Genomic DNA, 15,261 nt, shown 5'->3' with positions numbered 1-15,261 from the left:
TCATGCGTTGTCGCGACGAGCCCGGGCCGCATCCACCGAGGACGTCTTGCCGAACAGGATGCCGTTGCGGTTGATGAGCACGACCTGCCCGTCCGCCTGGATCGAGCCGAGGATCTGCGAGGGATCGGCACCGGTTACCCGGTTGGCGATGACCGATCGCGCGCCCGGCTGCCGGAAGATGGCGCTCTCGCCAGCACCGATCGAGAAGCTGTCCCAGTTCACGATGGCGCGGTCGGTCGTTTGGGTGACGAGCAGGCGGCCGCTGCCTTCCCCGGCGATGCTCGCCTGTCCCGCGACCACTGCCCCGCCCCTGGGATCGGCCAGCGCTGTCTTCGGCCCGACCAGCACGCCTGCCGCCGCGATGGCAGCCAGGATGCTCGCTTCCCGATACCAGCGGCTGCTGCGGCCCTGCCTCTTGCCCATCATCGCGACCCCACCCATGAACACCTCACTGCCCTTTGCCTTCCGGCGCGGCTCAGAACCGAAGCCAGACGCTTCCCATCGCGCGCACGCTCCGCTCCAGCGGCGAACCGGTGGGAGCGGTGAGCGCGCGGCTCACTTCGAATGATCCAGAAATGTACCGGCTCGTCTCGATCCGGACGCCGCCACCAGCGGACATGGCGCCGCGTTGCCGGCGTTCTCCAGGCAGCAGCGCCCCCTTCTGCCGCAGCGTGCCGCCGTCCAGAAAGCCATAAAGCTGCAGCCCGCCCGGGGCGTCGCCGCCCAGTCGGACCGGCAGGCTCCAGCGCAACTCCATGCTGCCAAGCAGGCAATGATCGCCCGTCACCTCGCCGGAATCGAAGCGCCGCCCGAACCTCCGACCGCCAAGACTGCATTCCGCCGCGCTCAGCAGCGGCCCCCGGTTCGCATATTGTCCCTGCGCAGCCATCAGGAGAGATACTTGCCCGCCCAGCGCCCGGCCGATCGGCTGGAGCCGCTGCGCCTCCATGGTCAGCACCATGTAATCGGGCACGCCGTTGGCCCGGCTGTTGCCGCGCGCATCCAGCACCCGCAGGCCATGCTCGGTCCCCAGCCGGATCGCCGTGGAGGACTGGTCGCCCGAGGAGAAGCTGTACGAAACGCCCAGCGACACCGTCCGCAGCCGATCCCGCATCTCGGCGACGTCGAGGATATCGGACTCGCTGTTCGCGAGGCTCGCGGCGAACTCGACATCCAGATTGCGCACGCGCGAGCGGATCAGCGGATAGCGAGCCGCCAACCGCACATTGATTGCCTTGCCCTGATAATCGAGCAGCTCGAGCAGGGGCGCGACGGGATCGGTGTTCGAGTAGAAGCCGGATAGCGAGACCGCGAGCCCGTCCGTACCGATGAACGTCGCATATTCGCCACCGAGGCTCCAATGAGCATCGCCAAGCGCGCTCTTCCATCCGTCGATCCGGATGCGGTCGCGCGCCGCCACCGTGCCATACAGGCTGAGCGACCCGCCGATCACATGCGTGTCGAGCGAAGAAGGCAGGTAGCTGTTGTAACCGACCTCGGCCGCGGCCTTGTCCCGGCTGATGTTGAGCGTGACGACCGAACCGCCCGGCGTCCCAGGTGAGGCAGAAACGGTGGCAGCGACGCGAACGCCGGGAATATCGTTGATGAGCAGCAGATAGCGCTCGAAATCCGCATTGGTCAGGGGACGGGCGCGCATGATGCGGTGGGCCAGGGCTGCCACCGGCCCGCCGGGCCCGCCCGGCAGCGGATCGCCCGTGAAGCGGATCGCCTCGACGAAGCCCTCGACCACGCGGATCGTCACATCCCCCTCCTCGATCCGCTGCTGGGGAACTACGGCGAAGGAAAGCAGATAGCCTTCCCGCGCATATAGGCGCGTGATCGCGTTGGCGAAGCGGAACACGTCTTCCACGGACACCTCGGCGCCTGGGGCATGGCCCCACTCCGCCATGAGCCGATCGAGCGGCAGCGCCTGCGCCCCCTCGATCCGGATGGTCCGCCAGACGAACCGCGTGGCTGCGGCGGCCTCCGGTGCCTGCTGCTCGCTCGCCGGCCCCGGCAAGGGCGGGGGCGTGCGCGGCAGCTCCGGCAGCGGCTCGATGTTCTCGCGGATCCGGTTCGGATCCAGCGTGGAGGGCACGGGTGGCGGCGCCGGACTCTGCTGGGCAAAGGCCGGACAAGCCGCCAGTACCAGGCCTGCCAGCGCGGGCCGGGCCATCGCGCCGATCCGGCAGAGATAAGTTCCCGCCTCCGCCTGACCGAAAGTCGACAGGCGCTTTGAACCGATGATGTGGAAAAACACTATCCCCCTCCGAAATTCCCGGGATCGGACAGCGCTGTACCAGATCGATGGGTGGCCACGGCCGCAGACCGCGCCAGTTTGGACCAATTCCCGCTGCCCCCGCCGACCGCGGAGGCGAGACGTGATGCACCCGTTGATTGGGCTGGAGATAGGAGCATCACGCCTCTGTCCCCCCGGGTCGTCGCCTCCGAAGGGCGCCGATGGCCGACCGGACGCGCGGATACGCATCCCGGCGGGACACCGGAGCGCGCAAGGGATGGGAAGCGGCGGCCCAAGTGGGAGGTTGGGTGATCGCCGCTTCCCCGTTGCCTTCGGGGCGCCCCGAAGGAACATCGAATTTCCATGGGCTGCATGGCTGCATGCCCTTTATTTTCACGCTGCGCAGCCTTCCCCACCCGGGCCTGAACCCTCGGTCTCGGTGCGCCTGCGATGATCGGCCCCACCCGATCCTTCACGGTGCAATCAGCTTCATGATACCCCACCAGAGCAGGCCAGCCGGCGGCAAGGCCAGAATGAAACCGCGAAAGAAGCCGGCGCCATCCGGCCAGTCTTCCGCAAGCTCGTCACCCGCTGGGGACGCCGCCGCCGGCGCGACCGGCGCGCCAATGCCCTGCGGCCCCATCTTCACGCGCCCGCTCCGGCAGGGCCGATGAAGGCCGCCGAAACAGGCGACGCGCCCGGCAGCATCGCGGGAGGCGCTACGGAGAAGTGAGCAGCATTGGGGCGCGCGAGCACCGCAGCACTTCTCCAGTCGCCCGCAACCCGCCAGACGCGCCCCGCGCTCGGCCGACCCCAGAGATAACCCTGCTGCCAGTCGATGCCCAGGGACCGGCACAACGCCGCCTGATCCTCCGTTTCCACACCCTCGGCGATGACGGTCGGTGCGAGGGACGCGGCAAGACCGGCAAGATGCGTGAAGACGCCCCGTCCCCGATCATCGAGGGTCGCCCTTTGCAGGAATGCCCGGTCGATCTTCACGACATCCGGCGCGAGCGCGAGCAGATGCCGGATCGACGCATAGCCCGCGCCGAAATCGTCGAGCGCGATATGGCAGCCGAGCCGCTTCATGCACGTGACGAAGCGCACCGCAGCCGAAATATCCGGCAGGGCCGCTGTCTCGGTGATCTCTATGGTAAGTCGCCGCGCCACGGAGGGCATCGCCCGCAGCCGCCGTGCCACGTCGTCCCACCAGGGGTCACGGCGCGCGCTGTAGGCGGAGATGTTCACCCCGAGACGGACGTCGGGATCCAGCTCCAGCTCGGTGAGCACGCGGGAGACAATGTGATGATCCAGGACCCGCGAGAGGCCCAGCCGCTCGAAAGCGCCAAGGGTCGACTGGGGCGACAACCTCTCGCCATCCCGGTCGACGACGCGCAACAGCGCTTCATAATAGAGACTGTCCTCCGGCTCCCGCGCGTCGCGGACCGGCTGCCAAAGCAGCAGGAGACGGTCCGCGTCCGGCCGGGCCGCCGCATCGGGCGAAATCGCACTCATCAAGTCCGCCGCGAGCGCCATGTCCGCGCGGTAGCGCTCGGCCCGGGAACCCGGCGCGCGATCGGCATCGCCTGCGACGGTTTCATGCTGCCAGGGAGCGATGCCGCGTAGCTCCTCCGGCGCGACGGAAGGCGGTGGCAGGTCCCAGGCGCCCGAGAGCAACAGGAGGACGCTGCCCTCACCCGCCTCCACGGGCAGGCATGACATGGCGGCGCAGAGGGACCAGAGCCAGGACCGGCACGCGTCCGCAGACGCGGCATCTTCCATCGCCGCAAGGCTGGAGAGCCGGCAATCGACCCGCCCGTCAAGTTCCGGCGTCGCGCTGCCGCTCCCCCGCAGCAGCCGGTTCACGCGCCCCGCAAGCTCGTCCAGTGCTAGAGCCGCCGCTTCCTCACCATAAGCAAGCCGGACCTGGGTGAAATTGTCGGCCCGCAACGTGAAACGTGCCACCTCTTTATCGCTACACACCGTGCCACGGCGAAGAAGACGGACATTATCCAGTCCGGGCTCGCCATATCTCCTGATCGCACCGGGCATCAATTGCCTCCAGATTCGATCCATCTCCATTGATGAGTCTGTTACAGTTTAGCCAAAAGTGTAACATCACTTCCCGACAAACCTTCATAACTCGCCAAAATTTCGGCGTCGCAGAATTAATAGGAAAAGGTTTTCGGGTATGTCTTGGACAGTTTATAGCAATGATGGTCAGAGAAAATATTTAACACATAACGAGATAAAGGCATTTTTGAGGTCGGCTAAAAGACATTCCGCGTCTACATATGCTTTCTGCTGGATACTGGCGATCACCGGTTGCCGAATATCTGAAGCGCTTTCCCTTACAGATCAAAGCATTGACTTCGAATCCAAGCAAGTCATCATCCGCTGCCTCAAGAAGAGGCAGAAGCGCGTTTACAGGGCCATTCCCCTGCCGACGGAATTGCTTGTCAGTCTGAACAACTGGATGAAACAGGGTGTCCTGGAACGTCCAAGACTTTGGCCCTGGTCGCGAATGACGGCGTATCGCCATGTCTGCCAAATCATGCGGGAAGCCGGTATTGCCGGGAGTTTCGCGACACCCAAGGGCCTTCGTCATGGTTTCGCGGTTCGCGCCATCCAGTCGGACGTTCCATTGAATCTTGTACAACGCTGGCTGGGTCACGCCGATATCAAGACCACTGCGATCTATACCAACGCCACGGGCCCGGAAGAGCGTGAACTGGCCTCCCGTTTGTGGTCGGGGCGGTCAGAACGCGGCGTCAGGCATGGACAATCTGGTCCGAAACGGTCGGTAATACGGGGTACGGTGCAAGCAACGCCAGCGGGTATTGAGACTCCGGCGAGCGTGCGCCTTACGCCCCATTTCCTCATGCCTTATCAGGATGTTGGTTCATGCGTTGGGGGCAAGGGGTCGACCAGTGAACTGGCCTGCCCGCCGAGCGGATCAGGCAAATTCGCAACGGCGATCAGGCATAGAGAGCAATCTGGAGCAATTCCGTCTTGTTGCCTGTTACACTTTTGGCTAAACTGTAACACAGAAAAACGAAATATATCAACTTCTTACTCCATAAGCAGCACGATATGATCCAATTTTGCGGATCAGTGATGCGACCCACCGCACCGCAACATACGCACCGCATGGCTTATCGTTCCGCAGGCTCCCCTCGGGATGTCCTGCCCGCCATATACGGTGCGCCGATCGCTGCATCCTGCTAGGCCCTGAATGAACCTCGCCGGCGCAACGCCCTCTCCTTGATACATGATAACCCGGGTCGACGACGTCAAAAAACTCACTGACAGTCAGTGGCGTTTCACCCTGGATACGAGCTCGCTTGCAGCGGCCCGCCGACCTTCGTGAACACCTCTCCGATCCGATGACTTGCCATCATCCGCCAATGGGCGGCTCATCGACCCCGGAAACGGCGCGTCGAACCCTGTCACCTCGCCTTGTTCAGGCGTTTGGCAGCGTGGGGAGGCGAACACGCCTTGCCCGGGCCCTACAGCCTCCGGCGTCATTGAGCAACAGGCCCGGCGATTATCGCAGGCGGCAAGGCGTGTGGTTCACCCGTGGGCGTTGGGGAGCCGATCGTTCTACGCAGAGAGACTTGGCTCCCGCTTCAGTAATCGATCATCACCGCCTTGGTCTCGGTGAACGCTTCCACGCCATAGCGGCCATTTTCGCGACCCAGTCCGGACTGGCGGAAGCCGCCGAACGGCAAGGCGAACTCCATCCCAGCCCCGTTCACTTTCACCGATCCGGCACGCAGCCGCTTCGCGAGGCCATGGGTCGCCGCCAGATCGCGCGTCCAGACATAGGCGGAAAGCCCATAGACGCTGTCGTTCGCGGCGCGAGCTAGCGCGTCGAGGTCCGCATCGCCAAAGCGCATGACACTCAGGACCGGCCCGAAAATCTCCTCGCGAACGATGCTCATGCCCGGCCCGCGCTTCCACGAAGATGGTCGGGTTAACGAAATAGCCGGGCCCGTCCGGGCAGTCGCCACCCAAGGCCAACGCGGCGCCCTCGCGTTTGCCGGCCTCGATGTAGCCGAGCACCCGGTCACGCTGTTGCGCTGAAATGAGCGGTCCCATTGCCACGCCCTCGGCCATACCCGGCCCGACCCTCAGCCCACGCGCGAAATCGACGAGCGCTGTCATGAAGGGCTCATAGATGGCATCGGCCACGAACAGCCGGGACCCTGCAGCGCAAACCTGACCGCTATTGCCGAAAATGCCCATGGCGACTCCCGGCACGGCCTTGCGGAGATCGGCGTCTTCCATCACCAGCACGGCGGACTTCCCCCCCAGTTCCAGCGACACGCGCCGCAAGTCCGTGATGCTTGCGCGCAGGATGCCCTGACCGGTGGCGGTCGATCCGGTGAAGGATATCTTGTCTACATCGGGATGGGAGACCAATGCAGCACCCGCGACCGAACCAAGCCCCGTGACGACGTTGACGCTCCCGTCCGGAAAACCTGCTTCCGCGACCAGTTCGGCAAGCCGCAGTCCGGTCATGGGCGCCAGTTCGGCAGGCTTGAGGACGACGGTGCAGCCGGCCGCCAGCGCGGCAGACACTTTCGAACAGGTGATCGCGAACGGCGCATTCCAGGGCACGATGAGCGCGGCGACGCCCAGCGGATCGCGCGTCGTATAGCCATGCCAGTCGCCCGGAACGGAGACGGGCACGGTCTCCCCACCGAGCCGCCGCACCCAGCCGGCGTTGTAGCGGATGGCGCTTACGGCGCCCGCCACCGCGCCGCGCGCGTGCGCAAAGGGCATGCCATTGTCGAGCGTCTCCATGGCAGCGATCTCGTCCGCCTGCCGCTCGACGAGATCGGCCAGATGGAGGAGCAACTGCTCGCGCCGGGCGGCGGACATGGCACGCCAGCCGGGATGATCGAAGGCCGCGCGCGCGGCGCTCACCGCGGCATCCACTTCATGCGCGGTTCCGGCGGCGATCTCGCCGATCTGCCGCTCGTCGGCGGGATTGAGGACAGGGATGCGTGTGCCGTCCTGCTGCGCCTGCCAGTGCCCGGCGATGAAATGCCGGTTCAGTCCGGCAATGCGCGCGCGGGCACGATCGAACAGGATGTCGCGGGGCGCTTCGGCGTCGGCCATGGATGGGTCCTCAGGCGGTTTTATGAAGAATGAGATCGGCCGCCTTCTCACCGATCATCACGGCGGCGGCATTGGTATTGGCGCCCACAAGCAGCGGCATGATGGAGGCGTCGGCGACACGCAGCCCCTCAATGCCGCGAACGCGCAATCGGGGATCGACCACCGCGTCCGGCCCGCGCCCCATCGCGCAGGTGCCGACCGGATGATGGACCACGCCGGTCAGCTCCGCTTTCATCGCGTCAAGCTGCGTCTCCGTCTGCACGTCCGGCCCCGGCAGCGTCTCGCGATCAATATAGCGGGATATCGGGCCCTGCGCGTAGATGCGGCGGGATAGCGCCAGGCCCTTCTTGAGCGTTGCCCAGTCGTCGGGATGCTGCAGGAGATTGAGCTCGATGCGCGGCTTGCTGTGAGGGCTGGCATCGCGCAAGCTCACCTGCCCGCGGCTTTGCGGCCGCAGCAAGCAAATGCCGTTGTAAAAGCAGTCCTTCTTGGGTGCCTTGAATCCGGGAAACCAGATATTCGCGTCCACCCGCACCGGGCTGACCATGATCTGCAGATCCGGCCGGTCCAGCCCCTTTTGCGAGCGGGCGAGAATGCAAGCCGAGGCGATCTGATTGGCGAAGGTGCCCGTCCCGAAAAGATACCAGCGCAGGAAGGACATGGCAGCGCGGTCAAAGCGCAGTTCCTTCGCGAAACTGTAGGGCGGCGTTGCATCATACTGATGCGCGAGGCGGACATGCTCCTGGAGATTGCGCCCGACGCCGGGCAGCGACAGCACGACATCAATGCCATGCGCCCGAAGGTCCGCGCCATCGCCGATGCCGGAGAGCATCAGCAGATGCGGCGAGCCATAGGTTCCCGCGCTCAGGACCACTTCGCGGCCCGCGTGCGCGATCTGGATCTCGCCGCCCGCTTCATATTCCACACCGATGGCCCGCCGCCCCTCGAACAGGATGCGCCGCGCATGCGCGCGCGTGGCGATGGACAGATTGGCGCGCTTGCCCCGGATGTCGTCCAGATAGGCCCGCGCCGATCCGCAGCGCCGCCCATCCCGGATCGCGATCTGCACGTCGGCGCAGCCTTCGTGGTCCGCGCCGTCATAATCGGGATTGTAGCCAATGCCGCACTGCGCCGCCGCGGCGCGGATCTCCTGCGCCATCAGTCGGGTGGTATCGACCGGCGCAACGCTGATCGGGCCGCCCTTGCCGCGCCACGCGTTGCCGCCGCTCCAGTGATCCTCCGAGCGCTTGAAGTAAGGGAGCACATCTTCATAGCCCCACCCCTCGCAGCCCAGCCGGGCCCAATCGTCGAAATCGGCGGGATGCCCGCGGAAATGCACCATGCCGTTGATCGACGAGGAGCCGCCCAGCAGGCGCCCTCGCGGCAGGGGAAAGACCTTTCCGTCCACCGCCGCTTCCGGCTCGGACGCGAACTGCCAGGTCAGGTCGGGGTTACGGAGCGCCTGAAGGAAGCCGAGCGGCATTTGCACATAGGGATGCTTCGCTTCACCGCCGGCCTCGAGAAGCAAGACCCGGTTGGCCGGATCAGCCGATAGCCGGTTGGCAAGCGCCGCGCCCGCCGATCCCGCGCCCACGATGATGAAATCAAAACGCCCGGCTTCCATCCTGTTCTACCCTCCCCTGGAAAATCGCAAGCCTCAGACAAGCCAGACGAAGGCGCGCGGCTGCCCGCGCGCGGCGGGGGCGTCACGCAATGTCGCCAACAGCCTGGCCTGAGCCGGCGCCAGCCCACCCCCCGAAGCCCCGGCCTTGTCATCGATCACCGCGTGATACAGCGGCCTGCCCGCCTGTCGCGCCAGATCGCGCATGAGCATCATGTCGGTATAGCTGGTGAGGCCGACGATCGGCCCGGGCGTCCGCAGCCACGCCGCCCCTTCGCCCAGAAAATAGGTCACGATCTCGCCCTGCGGATCGGCGAAGGGGAGCCCCTGCCCCCCCGCCGTTGCCGCCAGCGCCCGGGCGCCCGGCATCCGCGCATCGGCAATGAACCGCGGCGCGGCACCGTCTCGAAGTCGCGGTTGGAGCAGAGCCGCCGCCGGCGCGCCGAGCACCGGCAGCACGGCGAGCCCCTGCAACAATCTGCGTCGGTCGATCCACATCATTTCCGCCCGTTTCGCGCCAACCTGGCCGCGATCCTGTCCAACTCCTCGTCCGACACTTCCACGCGGGAAAGCGGCGGCATGTTGACCAGCCCGTTGCGGACGACCGCCTTCACATAATCGGCCTGCAGGTCCGTGCGCTTGTGCAGTTCGGCGGTAGCGGGATCCAGCCGACGGCCAAGCATGATCGTCCCGGTGTTGCGCCCGGCATGGCAAAATGCGCATTTTTCGCCATATAGCCGTTCGCCCTCCTGCGAGGACCCGGCGCCGAACATTACCACCTGCGACTGCGGCATCATGGCGGGGCCCGTCGGCTTTGCCGGCGCCTCCGCCGCTTTTTCCGAACAGCCGCTCATCGCCGCCAGGAGCAGACCAGCCGCCAGCAACGGTGAAGCGACGCCGCGAGCCGCTTTTGCCAAAGCGCTCATCCTGCCCTCCCTCTTCATGCGCGCCTCGTCCCGATGCCGTTGCGGCCCGGCGCGATGATGTTGTTGGGATCGAGACAGGCCTTGACCTTGTCGTTGAGCCTGCGCAGCGCATGATCGTTGAAGTCGAACGTCTCGGCGACCAGATCCATGTAGGAGATGTGGCCGCGATATTCGCCAAAGCCCTGCGAGGCCGCCTCGGTGACGAGATGGCGGTAGAGCTTGTCCACGCGCGCCACCATCGCGGGATCGTCCCGGTCGTAGAGGATGAGGCTCACATTATTGACGTGCCGCCGCCCGATGGTGAAGCTGGCATAATAATCCTGCCCCACCTGCTCGTAATAGGCCTTGATCTTGCGCGCATAGTCCAGTATCAGCTTGCCGTCCGACGGCATCACCGGCGCGAAGCTGAGGTGCCCGCCCCGCCCGCCATACCAGTTGACGCTCTGCAGGCCGATGGTCGTGGGAATGCCCCGCGCCGACTTTTCGGGCGGATCGCCCTGCTCCCACATCTCGAACTTCAGTTCCTTGCCGAGGCGGGGCTCGAACAGCTTGCGGATGATCTCCACCTGCGCCTTCACGGTCGCTGCATGGCCGAACAGACTGACCTTGGCATTCCACCAGCCAATGCCGAGTTTGCGGATCATCGCCTCGCAGGCGCTGTCCGGAATGGCGCCGGGGCCGTCATACCATTCCGCGCGCTGGGACAGGACAGAGGCCGAACGCACGGGGCTGCCGAACACGATATTGTGCTGGATGACGTCGCGCCGCCGCAGGTCCGCCAGCAGGTCGATCGCCCATTCCGCATCGTCGAACTTCGGGAAGGCCAGTTCGACCTTGGCTGTCATTTCCGGTTCCGGCTGTAGCCATAGGCCGGCGCCCGTTACCACGCCGAGATTGGACTGGAAGAACATCTGGTCCCAGCCGGGGCCATAGCCATATTTATAATGCTGCCAGCCGGCGCTGCCCGCCATCGCCCCCATGCCGGTGCGCACCAGATCGCCATCCGGCAGGACCACTTCCATGCCGCAGATCTGCTCGCAATGGTCGCCATAGGGCGTGTAGCCGATGCCGCGATCCAGCGCGTTGCCGATGATGCTCCCCCAGCTGTTGCCGGGCGTGGACATCCACAGCGGGATCTTCTTCTCGGCAAGATGGCGATAGAGATCGAAGAAGCTGACGCCGGGCTCGATGAAGCAATGGGCCTGCTTCTCGTTCACCTCGATGATGCGGTTCATGCCGCTGAGATCGAGGATCACATTGCCGCGCTCCGCCGGTGAGGCTGCGCCGTAGCCGAGATTCTTGCCCCGGCTGACTGGCCAGAGCGGTACCCTGAATTCGTTGGCGACGCGCATGATGGCCCGCACTTCCTCCGTGGAGGCCGGCGCCACGATGGCCGAGCAGTCATGCGCGAGCCCGTCGCCCAACGCATAGGGATCGATATAGGTCTGCCGGTCCTCGTCGCTGTCGAGAACGGCCTGCGAACCGACGATGGCGCGAAATCCGGCCAGCGCCCGGGCGAAGGCGGCCGGGCTGACCGTGCCGGGAAGGACGGCTGTCATCTCATTCTCCTGTCGGGATGAAGCGGCGAAGCGACGCGGATCATCAGGCAAGCGCCTTGTGAACGAAGCGCAGCCCCAGCGCGGTGATGAAAAGGCGCAGGACAAAGCGGAAATGGCGCTCCGAGATCCTCGGCACCATGCGCTTGCCGATCCATGTGCCGGCCAGTCCGGTCACCGTCGCGACGAGGATTTCCGGCCAGTAGGACGCATAAGCGAAGCCGGCGCTGGCATAGCCCGCGGTCCGCAGTATCTCGAGCAGGATGATGCAGGTCGCGAACGTGCCGACGATGGCGGTGCGGCTGAGGCTCGAGCGGAGCAGCACCGGCTGGAGCACCGCACCGAGGCCGAAGAGCGTGCCCACCACCGCATGGAGAATGCCGACGCCGAAATAGGACGCGCCCTGTCGCAGGCCCCAACGGACGCCCGGCGCCCAGGCAAGCGCCAGCAGCAGCAGGCCGAGCAGCAGCGACAGAATGCCCTCGGGCGTCCGCACGAAGAGCCAGAGCCCCGCGCCGACGCCGAGCAGCGAGCCGGCCGTGAAGCTGCGCACGATTGGCCAGTCGATCTCGGCCCAGAAAGCGAAGGACCGGGAGACCAGCGACCCGAAGGACAGGACCGACTGCATAGCGATCGCCGAAGGAAGCGGCATGATCCATGTCAGCGCGCCAAAGAGGACATAACCGCCGCCTACCGAGAAGCAGGCGCTGATCGCGGACGCGACGAGGCTCGCCGCGCCCAGGATCAGCAGGCGTTCCCCCTCATGCATGGGCAGGCGCGCGCCGGGCGGTGTAGCCGGCCCAGTAACGGGGTTCGAGGCCGAGACCGATGAGCGCGCATATGGCTGCCACCACCGCGACGGCGATGAACGGAATGCCGAAGCCGCCAGTCAGATCGACGCCGATGCCGATCGCCCAGATGCCGAGCGACGCGCCGAGATGGAAAGCGGCATTGAGGAAGGCGATGACCTGCGCGATCGGCCTGATGCCGTAAAGATGCCGAGCCAATACCGGCGCCTGCACCACCACACCGCCATGCGACACGCCGCGCACCAGCATGAAGATAAGGAAGGTCGCGAAACCGGCGACCGGGAAGGACAGCAGCACAGCCACGCCGCACAGCGCCCAGCAAGCCGCGACGCCCCGGGTCGAGAAACGATCGAACACCCAGCCGAACAGGATCTTGCCCAGCCCCGAGATGACGATGACGATCGTGAAGCCGAGCGCCGCCATATAGGCGCCGAGATTGGCCTGCCGCTCAACGAACAGCGGGATATACTCATTCACCCCGTTGCTGATCGCGCCGGACAGTGCTGCCGCCACGATGAGCAGGATGAACTGGCGCGTCTTCAGGATGGAGCGGAACTCGGGGCCCGCATCGGTTGCAGGCGTTGCGCCGGCCATCCTGCTCCTGCCACCAGCCGGACCCGGATCCAGTTCGTCGGCAGTATAGCCATAAGCTTCCGGTGCTTCGCGGAAGAGAAAGATGGCCGCGAGCAGGACAAAGGCCAGCACCAGAACGCCGGCGGTCGCCGCAGTCGCGTGCCAGCCGAAATGCTGCAGTCCATAAGCCGTCGCCAGAGGTACGATCGTGCCGGCAGCCGCGCCACCGAGCATCGCCACGCCGGTGATGCGCCCGATGCTGGCCGAATGCCATTTCGCCAGCGTCACCTGAATGGCGATGAGACTGAGGATCGAGGCGAAACCGGAGACCGAGGCCAGCGCGTAATAAACAGGCAGGCTGTCGACGAAATAGAGGAGCAGCGTCGCGATGCCGATGACCGCCACGGATTGCACGAAGACGCGCTTGAGGCCGAACTTCACGATCAACCCGCCGGCAAAGAGGCCACCGACACCTGACACCGCCGACTTGATCGCCATGAAGCTGGTCGTCTGGGTAATCGTCCAGCCCATGTCCTGCGAGATCGTGCCATACATGATGGGCATCATCATCGATACGCCAGCCAGAGCGACGCCCCTACCAGGAAGCCGGTGAATATGTTCATCCATGCGTAGCGCCGCATGGTGCCGATCGAAGGGCGCCCGTCCTCATTCATCCGCAAATCCTCTCCCAGTCGGGTGATAAGGACGGCCGCCGGGCCGACCCGCAAACCCTGCTCTCACAAGCAGTGCCGCTTATCGTTCTTTTTAGCAGAACGATGTTCTTTTTATTGAGCGGTCTTCGGCCTGTCAATCGCGTCAGTCCGGCCGATCGGTCGAAGTCTGTGGGCGCCTGTCGTTTCATGAGGCCGGGCGCCCGGGCCAGATTCCATGATTACCGGGCGAAAGCAGCCCCGCCGGATCGAGCGCGTCCTTGATCCGACCATAGGTTCTGGCCAGCGCGTGATCGTTATAACCGAAGATGCCAAGCGCCTGATCGGCGAGGGCCACATGTGCGCGATAGGGCGCGCAGCCCCATTCCGCCGCCTGCCCGTACAGCTCGGCCATGGCCGTGCGCGCGGCGGCGACCCGCGCCGGATTGCCTGCGTCGAACATCAGCATGCAGGCGGCCACCATGCTGCGCTGGTTGAGCAGCATCCCGACCGGCCCGATTAACCCATAACGCGCCGAAACCTCCCGCACGGCACGGTCGAGCCGCAGGGCGGCTTCGCCGGTGCAGGGCAGCACGGGCGAGAAATCCATATGGCCGAAGCTCTGGCCGAACACGCCTCGCAAGCGCTCCAACAGCAGCTGGTTCGGGATCCCGGCGGAGATATAGTCGCGCGGCTCGACTTCGTCCGGACCGGCGGTACCGGGATATGTGCGCAATTCCGGCTCCGCGCCGGGGATGGCTGCGATTGCATGTTCCAGAAGCGCGCGCCGCGCCGCGATCATCCCGGCATGGCCGTAAAGGCCGAGCCGGACATTCCAGCGCCCCGGCCGCAGCACCGTCTTGATATTGGCGAGCGTGAAGGGCGCTTGCCCCGTCTCGACGGCCTCGTCGTCCCCCGGCGTGCCGACGATCATGGGAATGCCCTGCAGCACGCCGGCCTGCAGCAGTGAGCGCAGCGTCTCGATCAGCGGCACGATGTCCGTCGTCTTCATGCACTGGATCGTGCCGATCACGAACTGCTCGGGGCGGGGCATCAGCCACAGACCCGCCTTGGTCACCACGCCGAAATTGCTCTGCTTGAACAGCTCGTCCAGCGAAGGGCCAAAGCCGCGCCGATGGCTGGACCAGAGCGGGCTGCCGGGGATGGCGCCCTGCCCTGTGCGCAGCAGGTCCCCGCCCGGCAGCACGACTTCCAGCCCGCACAGCGCGCCGGCATGGTCGCCCCACACCCCATAGCCATAGCCATGGTCCAGCGCGTTGCCGATGATGCTTCCCCAGCCGAGATCCGGCACGGACATCATCAGTGGCACGTCGTCCGCCCGCAATGCGTCGTAGAGCTGGCGGAAGCTCACGCCGGGTTCGATCAGTACATGACCCTGCCGGGCATCGATCTCCAGAATGCGGTTCATGCGCCGGAAGTTGAGCACCACCGCGCCATTCACCACCGGAGCCGACCCGCCATAGCCATAATTCCGCCCCATGGAGGAGGTCCAGATATGAAAGCGCTGCTCGCCGGCAACGCGCAGCACGGCCTGCACTTCCTCCACGCTGGACGGCTGCACGACGACTGACGGCTGGTGATCGCGCGCGCCCGGCCCCTCGAACGGATCGTGGAACTCCGCCAGGCCGGCCCCCTCATCCAGCACCGCGTCGCTGCCAAGCAGCCGCTTCAGCGCTTCGACGGTGCTGGTGGGCAGGTGTTGCGGCGCACGGGTCTGATCGATGTTCGGCATTCTCTGT

At 65.5% G+C, this 15,261-nt stretch carries 13 protein-coding genes and 1 pseudogene; 1 reads left to right on the top strand and 13 read right to left on the bottom strand.

Annotated elements, in window-relative coordinates; all coding sequences use genetic code 11:
* From HNP60_RS05270 to HNP60_RS05255, 4 genes are all read right to left on the bottom strand, one after another.
* The gene (locus HNP60_RS05270; RefSeq protein ID WP_184151070.1) at nt 1–441 is read right to left on the bottom strand and encodes a two-partner secretion domain-containing protein; all 441 of its coding nucleotides are present in this window, start codon (nt 439–441) and stop codon (nt 1–3) included.
* 34 nt (nt 442–475) lie between these two features.
* Entirely contained in the window at nt 476–2,260 is a 1,785-nt protein-coding gene (locus tag HNP60_RS05265) for a ShlB/FhaC/HecB family hemolysin secretion/activation protein (protein WP_184151067.1), read from the bottom strand.
* A gap of 451 nt (nt 2,261–2,711) precedes the next feature.
* Nucleotides 2,712–2,888, bottom strand: a complete 177-nt coding sequence (locus HNP60_RS05260; protein ID WP_184151064.1) for a hypothetical protein — start codon at nt 2,886–2,888, stop codon at nt 2,712–2,714.
* On the bottom strand, nt 2,885–4,204 hold the full coding sequence (locus HNP60_RS05255; protein WP_184151061.1) for an EAL domain-containing protein: 1,320 nt from the start codon (nt 4,202–4,204) through the stop codon (nt 2,885–2,887). Before HNP60_RS05255 ends, HNP60_RS05260 begins: the two co-directional genes overlap by 4 nt.
* A 226-nt stretch (nt 4,205–4,430) precedes the next feature.
* On the opposite strand from HNP60_RS05255, the gene HNP60_RS05250 reads away from it, so the two are divergent.
* Nucleotides 4,431–5,336, top strand: coding sequence for a tyrosine-type recombinase/integrase (locus tag HNP60_RS05250; protein ID WP_184151058.1), 906 nt, complete (start codon nt 4,431–4,433; stop codon nt 5,334–5,336).
* 532 nt (nt 5,337–5,868) lie between these two features.
* Here HNP60_RS05250 and HNP60_RS19880 read toward each other — a convergent pair.
* The 9 genes and pseudogenes from HNP60_RS19880 to HNP60_RS05210 all read right to left on the bottom strand — a co-directional run bounded on the left by HNP60_RS19880 (nt 5,869) and on the right by HNP60_RS05210 (nt 15,254).
* Nucleotides 5,869–6,138, bottom strand: a complete 270-nt coding sequence (locus HNP60_RS19880) for an aldehyde dehydrogenase family protein (RefSeq protein WP_260395012.1) — start codon at nt 6,136–6,138, stop codon at nt 5,869–5,871.
* A 112-nt stretch (nt 6,139–6,250) separates the two neighbouring features.
* Nucleotides 6,251–7,366: pseudogene (locus tag HNP60_RS05245) on the bottom strand (aldehyde dehydrogenase family protein); the annotation flags it as partial.
* A 10-nt stretch (nt 7,367–7,376) separates the two neighbouring features.
* On the bottom strand, nt 7,377–8,990 hold the full coding sequence (locus HNP60_RS05240) for a GMC family oxidoreductase (protein ID WP_184151055.1): 1,614 nt from the start codon (nt 8,988–8,990) through the stop codon (nt 7,377–7,379).
* A 33-nt stretch (nt 8,991–9,023) separates the two neighbouring features.
* Complete coding sequence (locus HNP60_RS05235; RefSeq protein WP_184151052.1) at nt 9,024–9,488, bottom strand: hypothetical protein; 465 nt, start codon at nt 9,486–9,488, stop codon at nt 9,024–9,026.
* Nucleotides 9,485–9,913 (bottom strand): c-type cytochrome, encoded by a 429-nt coding sequence (locus tag HNP60_RS05230; RefSeq protein WP_184151049.1) that lies wholly within the window; start codon nt 9,911–9,913, stop codon nt 9,485–9,487. Before HNP60_RS05230 ends, HNP60_RS05235 begins: the two co-directional genes overlap by 4 nt.
* 14 nt (nt 9,914–9,927) lie before the next feature.
* Nucleotides 9,928–11,472, bottom strand: a complete 1,545-nt coding sequence (locus tag HNP60_RS05225) for an FAD-binding oxidoreductase (protein WP_184151046.1) — start codon at nt 11,470–11,472, stop codon at nt 9,928–9,930.
* Between the two features lie 43 nt (nt 11,473–11,515).
* Nucleotides 11,516–12,238, bottom strand: coding sequence for a sulfite exporter TauE/SafE family protein (locus HNP60_RS05220; RefSeq protein ID WP_184151043.1), 723 nt, complete (start codon nt 12,236–12,238; stop codon nt 11,516–11,518).
* Nucleotides 12,231–13,478 carry an MFS transporter gene (locus tag HNP60_RS05215; protein WP_260394684.1) on the bottom strand — a complete coding sequence of 416 codons (1,248 nt, stop codon included), beginning with the start codon at nt 13,476–13,478 and terminating at the stop codon, nt 12,231–12,233. The genes HNP60_RS05220 and HNP60_RS05215 overlap by 8 nt, the downstream gene beginning before the upstream one ends.
* Before the next feature lie 231 nt (nt 13,479–13,709).
* The gene (locus tag HNP60_RS05210; protein WP_184151037.1) at nt 13,710–15,254 is read right to left on the bottom strand and encodes an FAD-binding oxidoreductase; all 1,545 of its coding nucleotides are present in this window, start codon (nt 15,252–15,254) and stop codon (nt 13,710–13,712) included.
* Between the last annotated feature and the right edge of the window lie 7 nt (nt 15,255–15,261).

This window comes from Sphingobium lignivorans (genome assembly GCF_014203955.1).
GTDB classification, from domain to species: Bacteria; Pseudomonadota; Alphaproteobacteria; order Sphingomonadales; family Sphingomonadaceae; genus Sphingobium; species Sphingobium lignivorans.
Note: the sequence above shows the minus strand (reverse complement) of the source record. Positions and strands in the feature narration are given on the sequence as shown.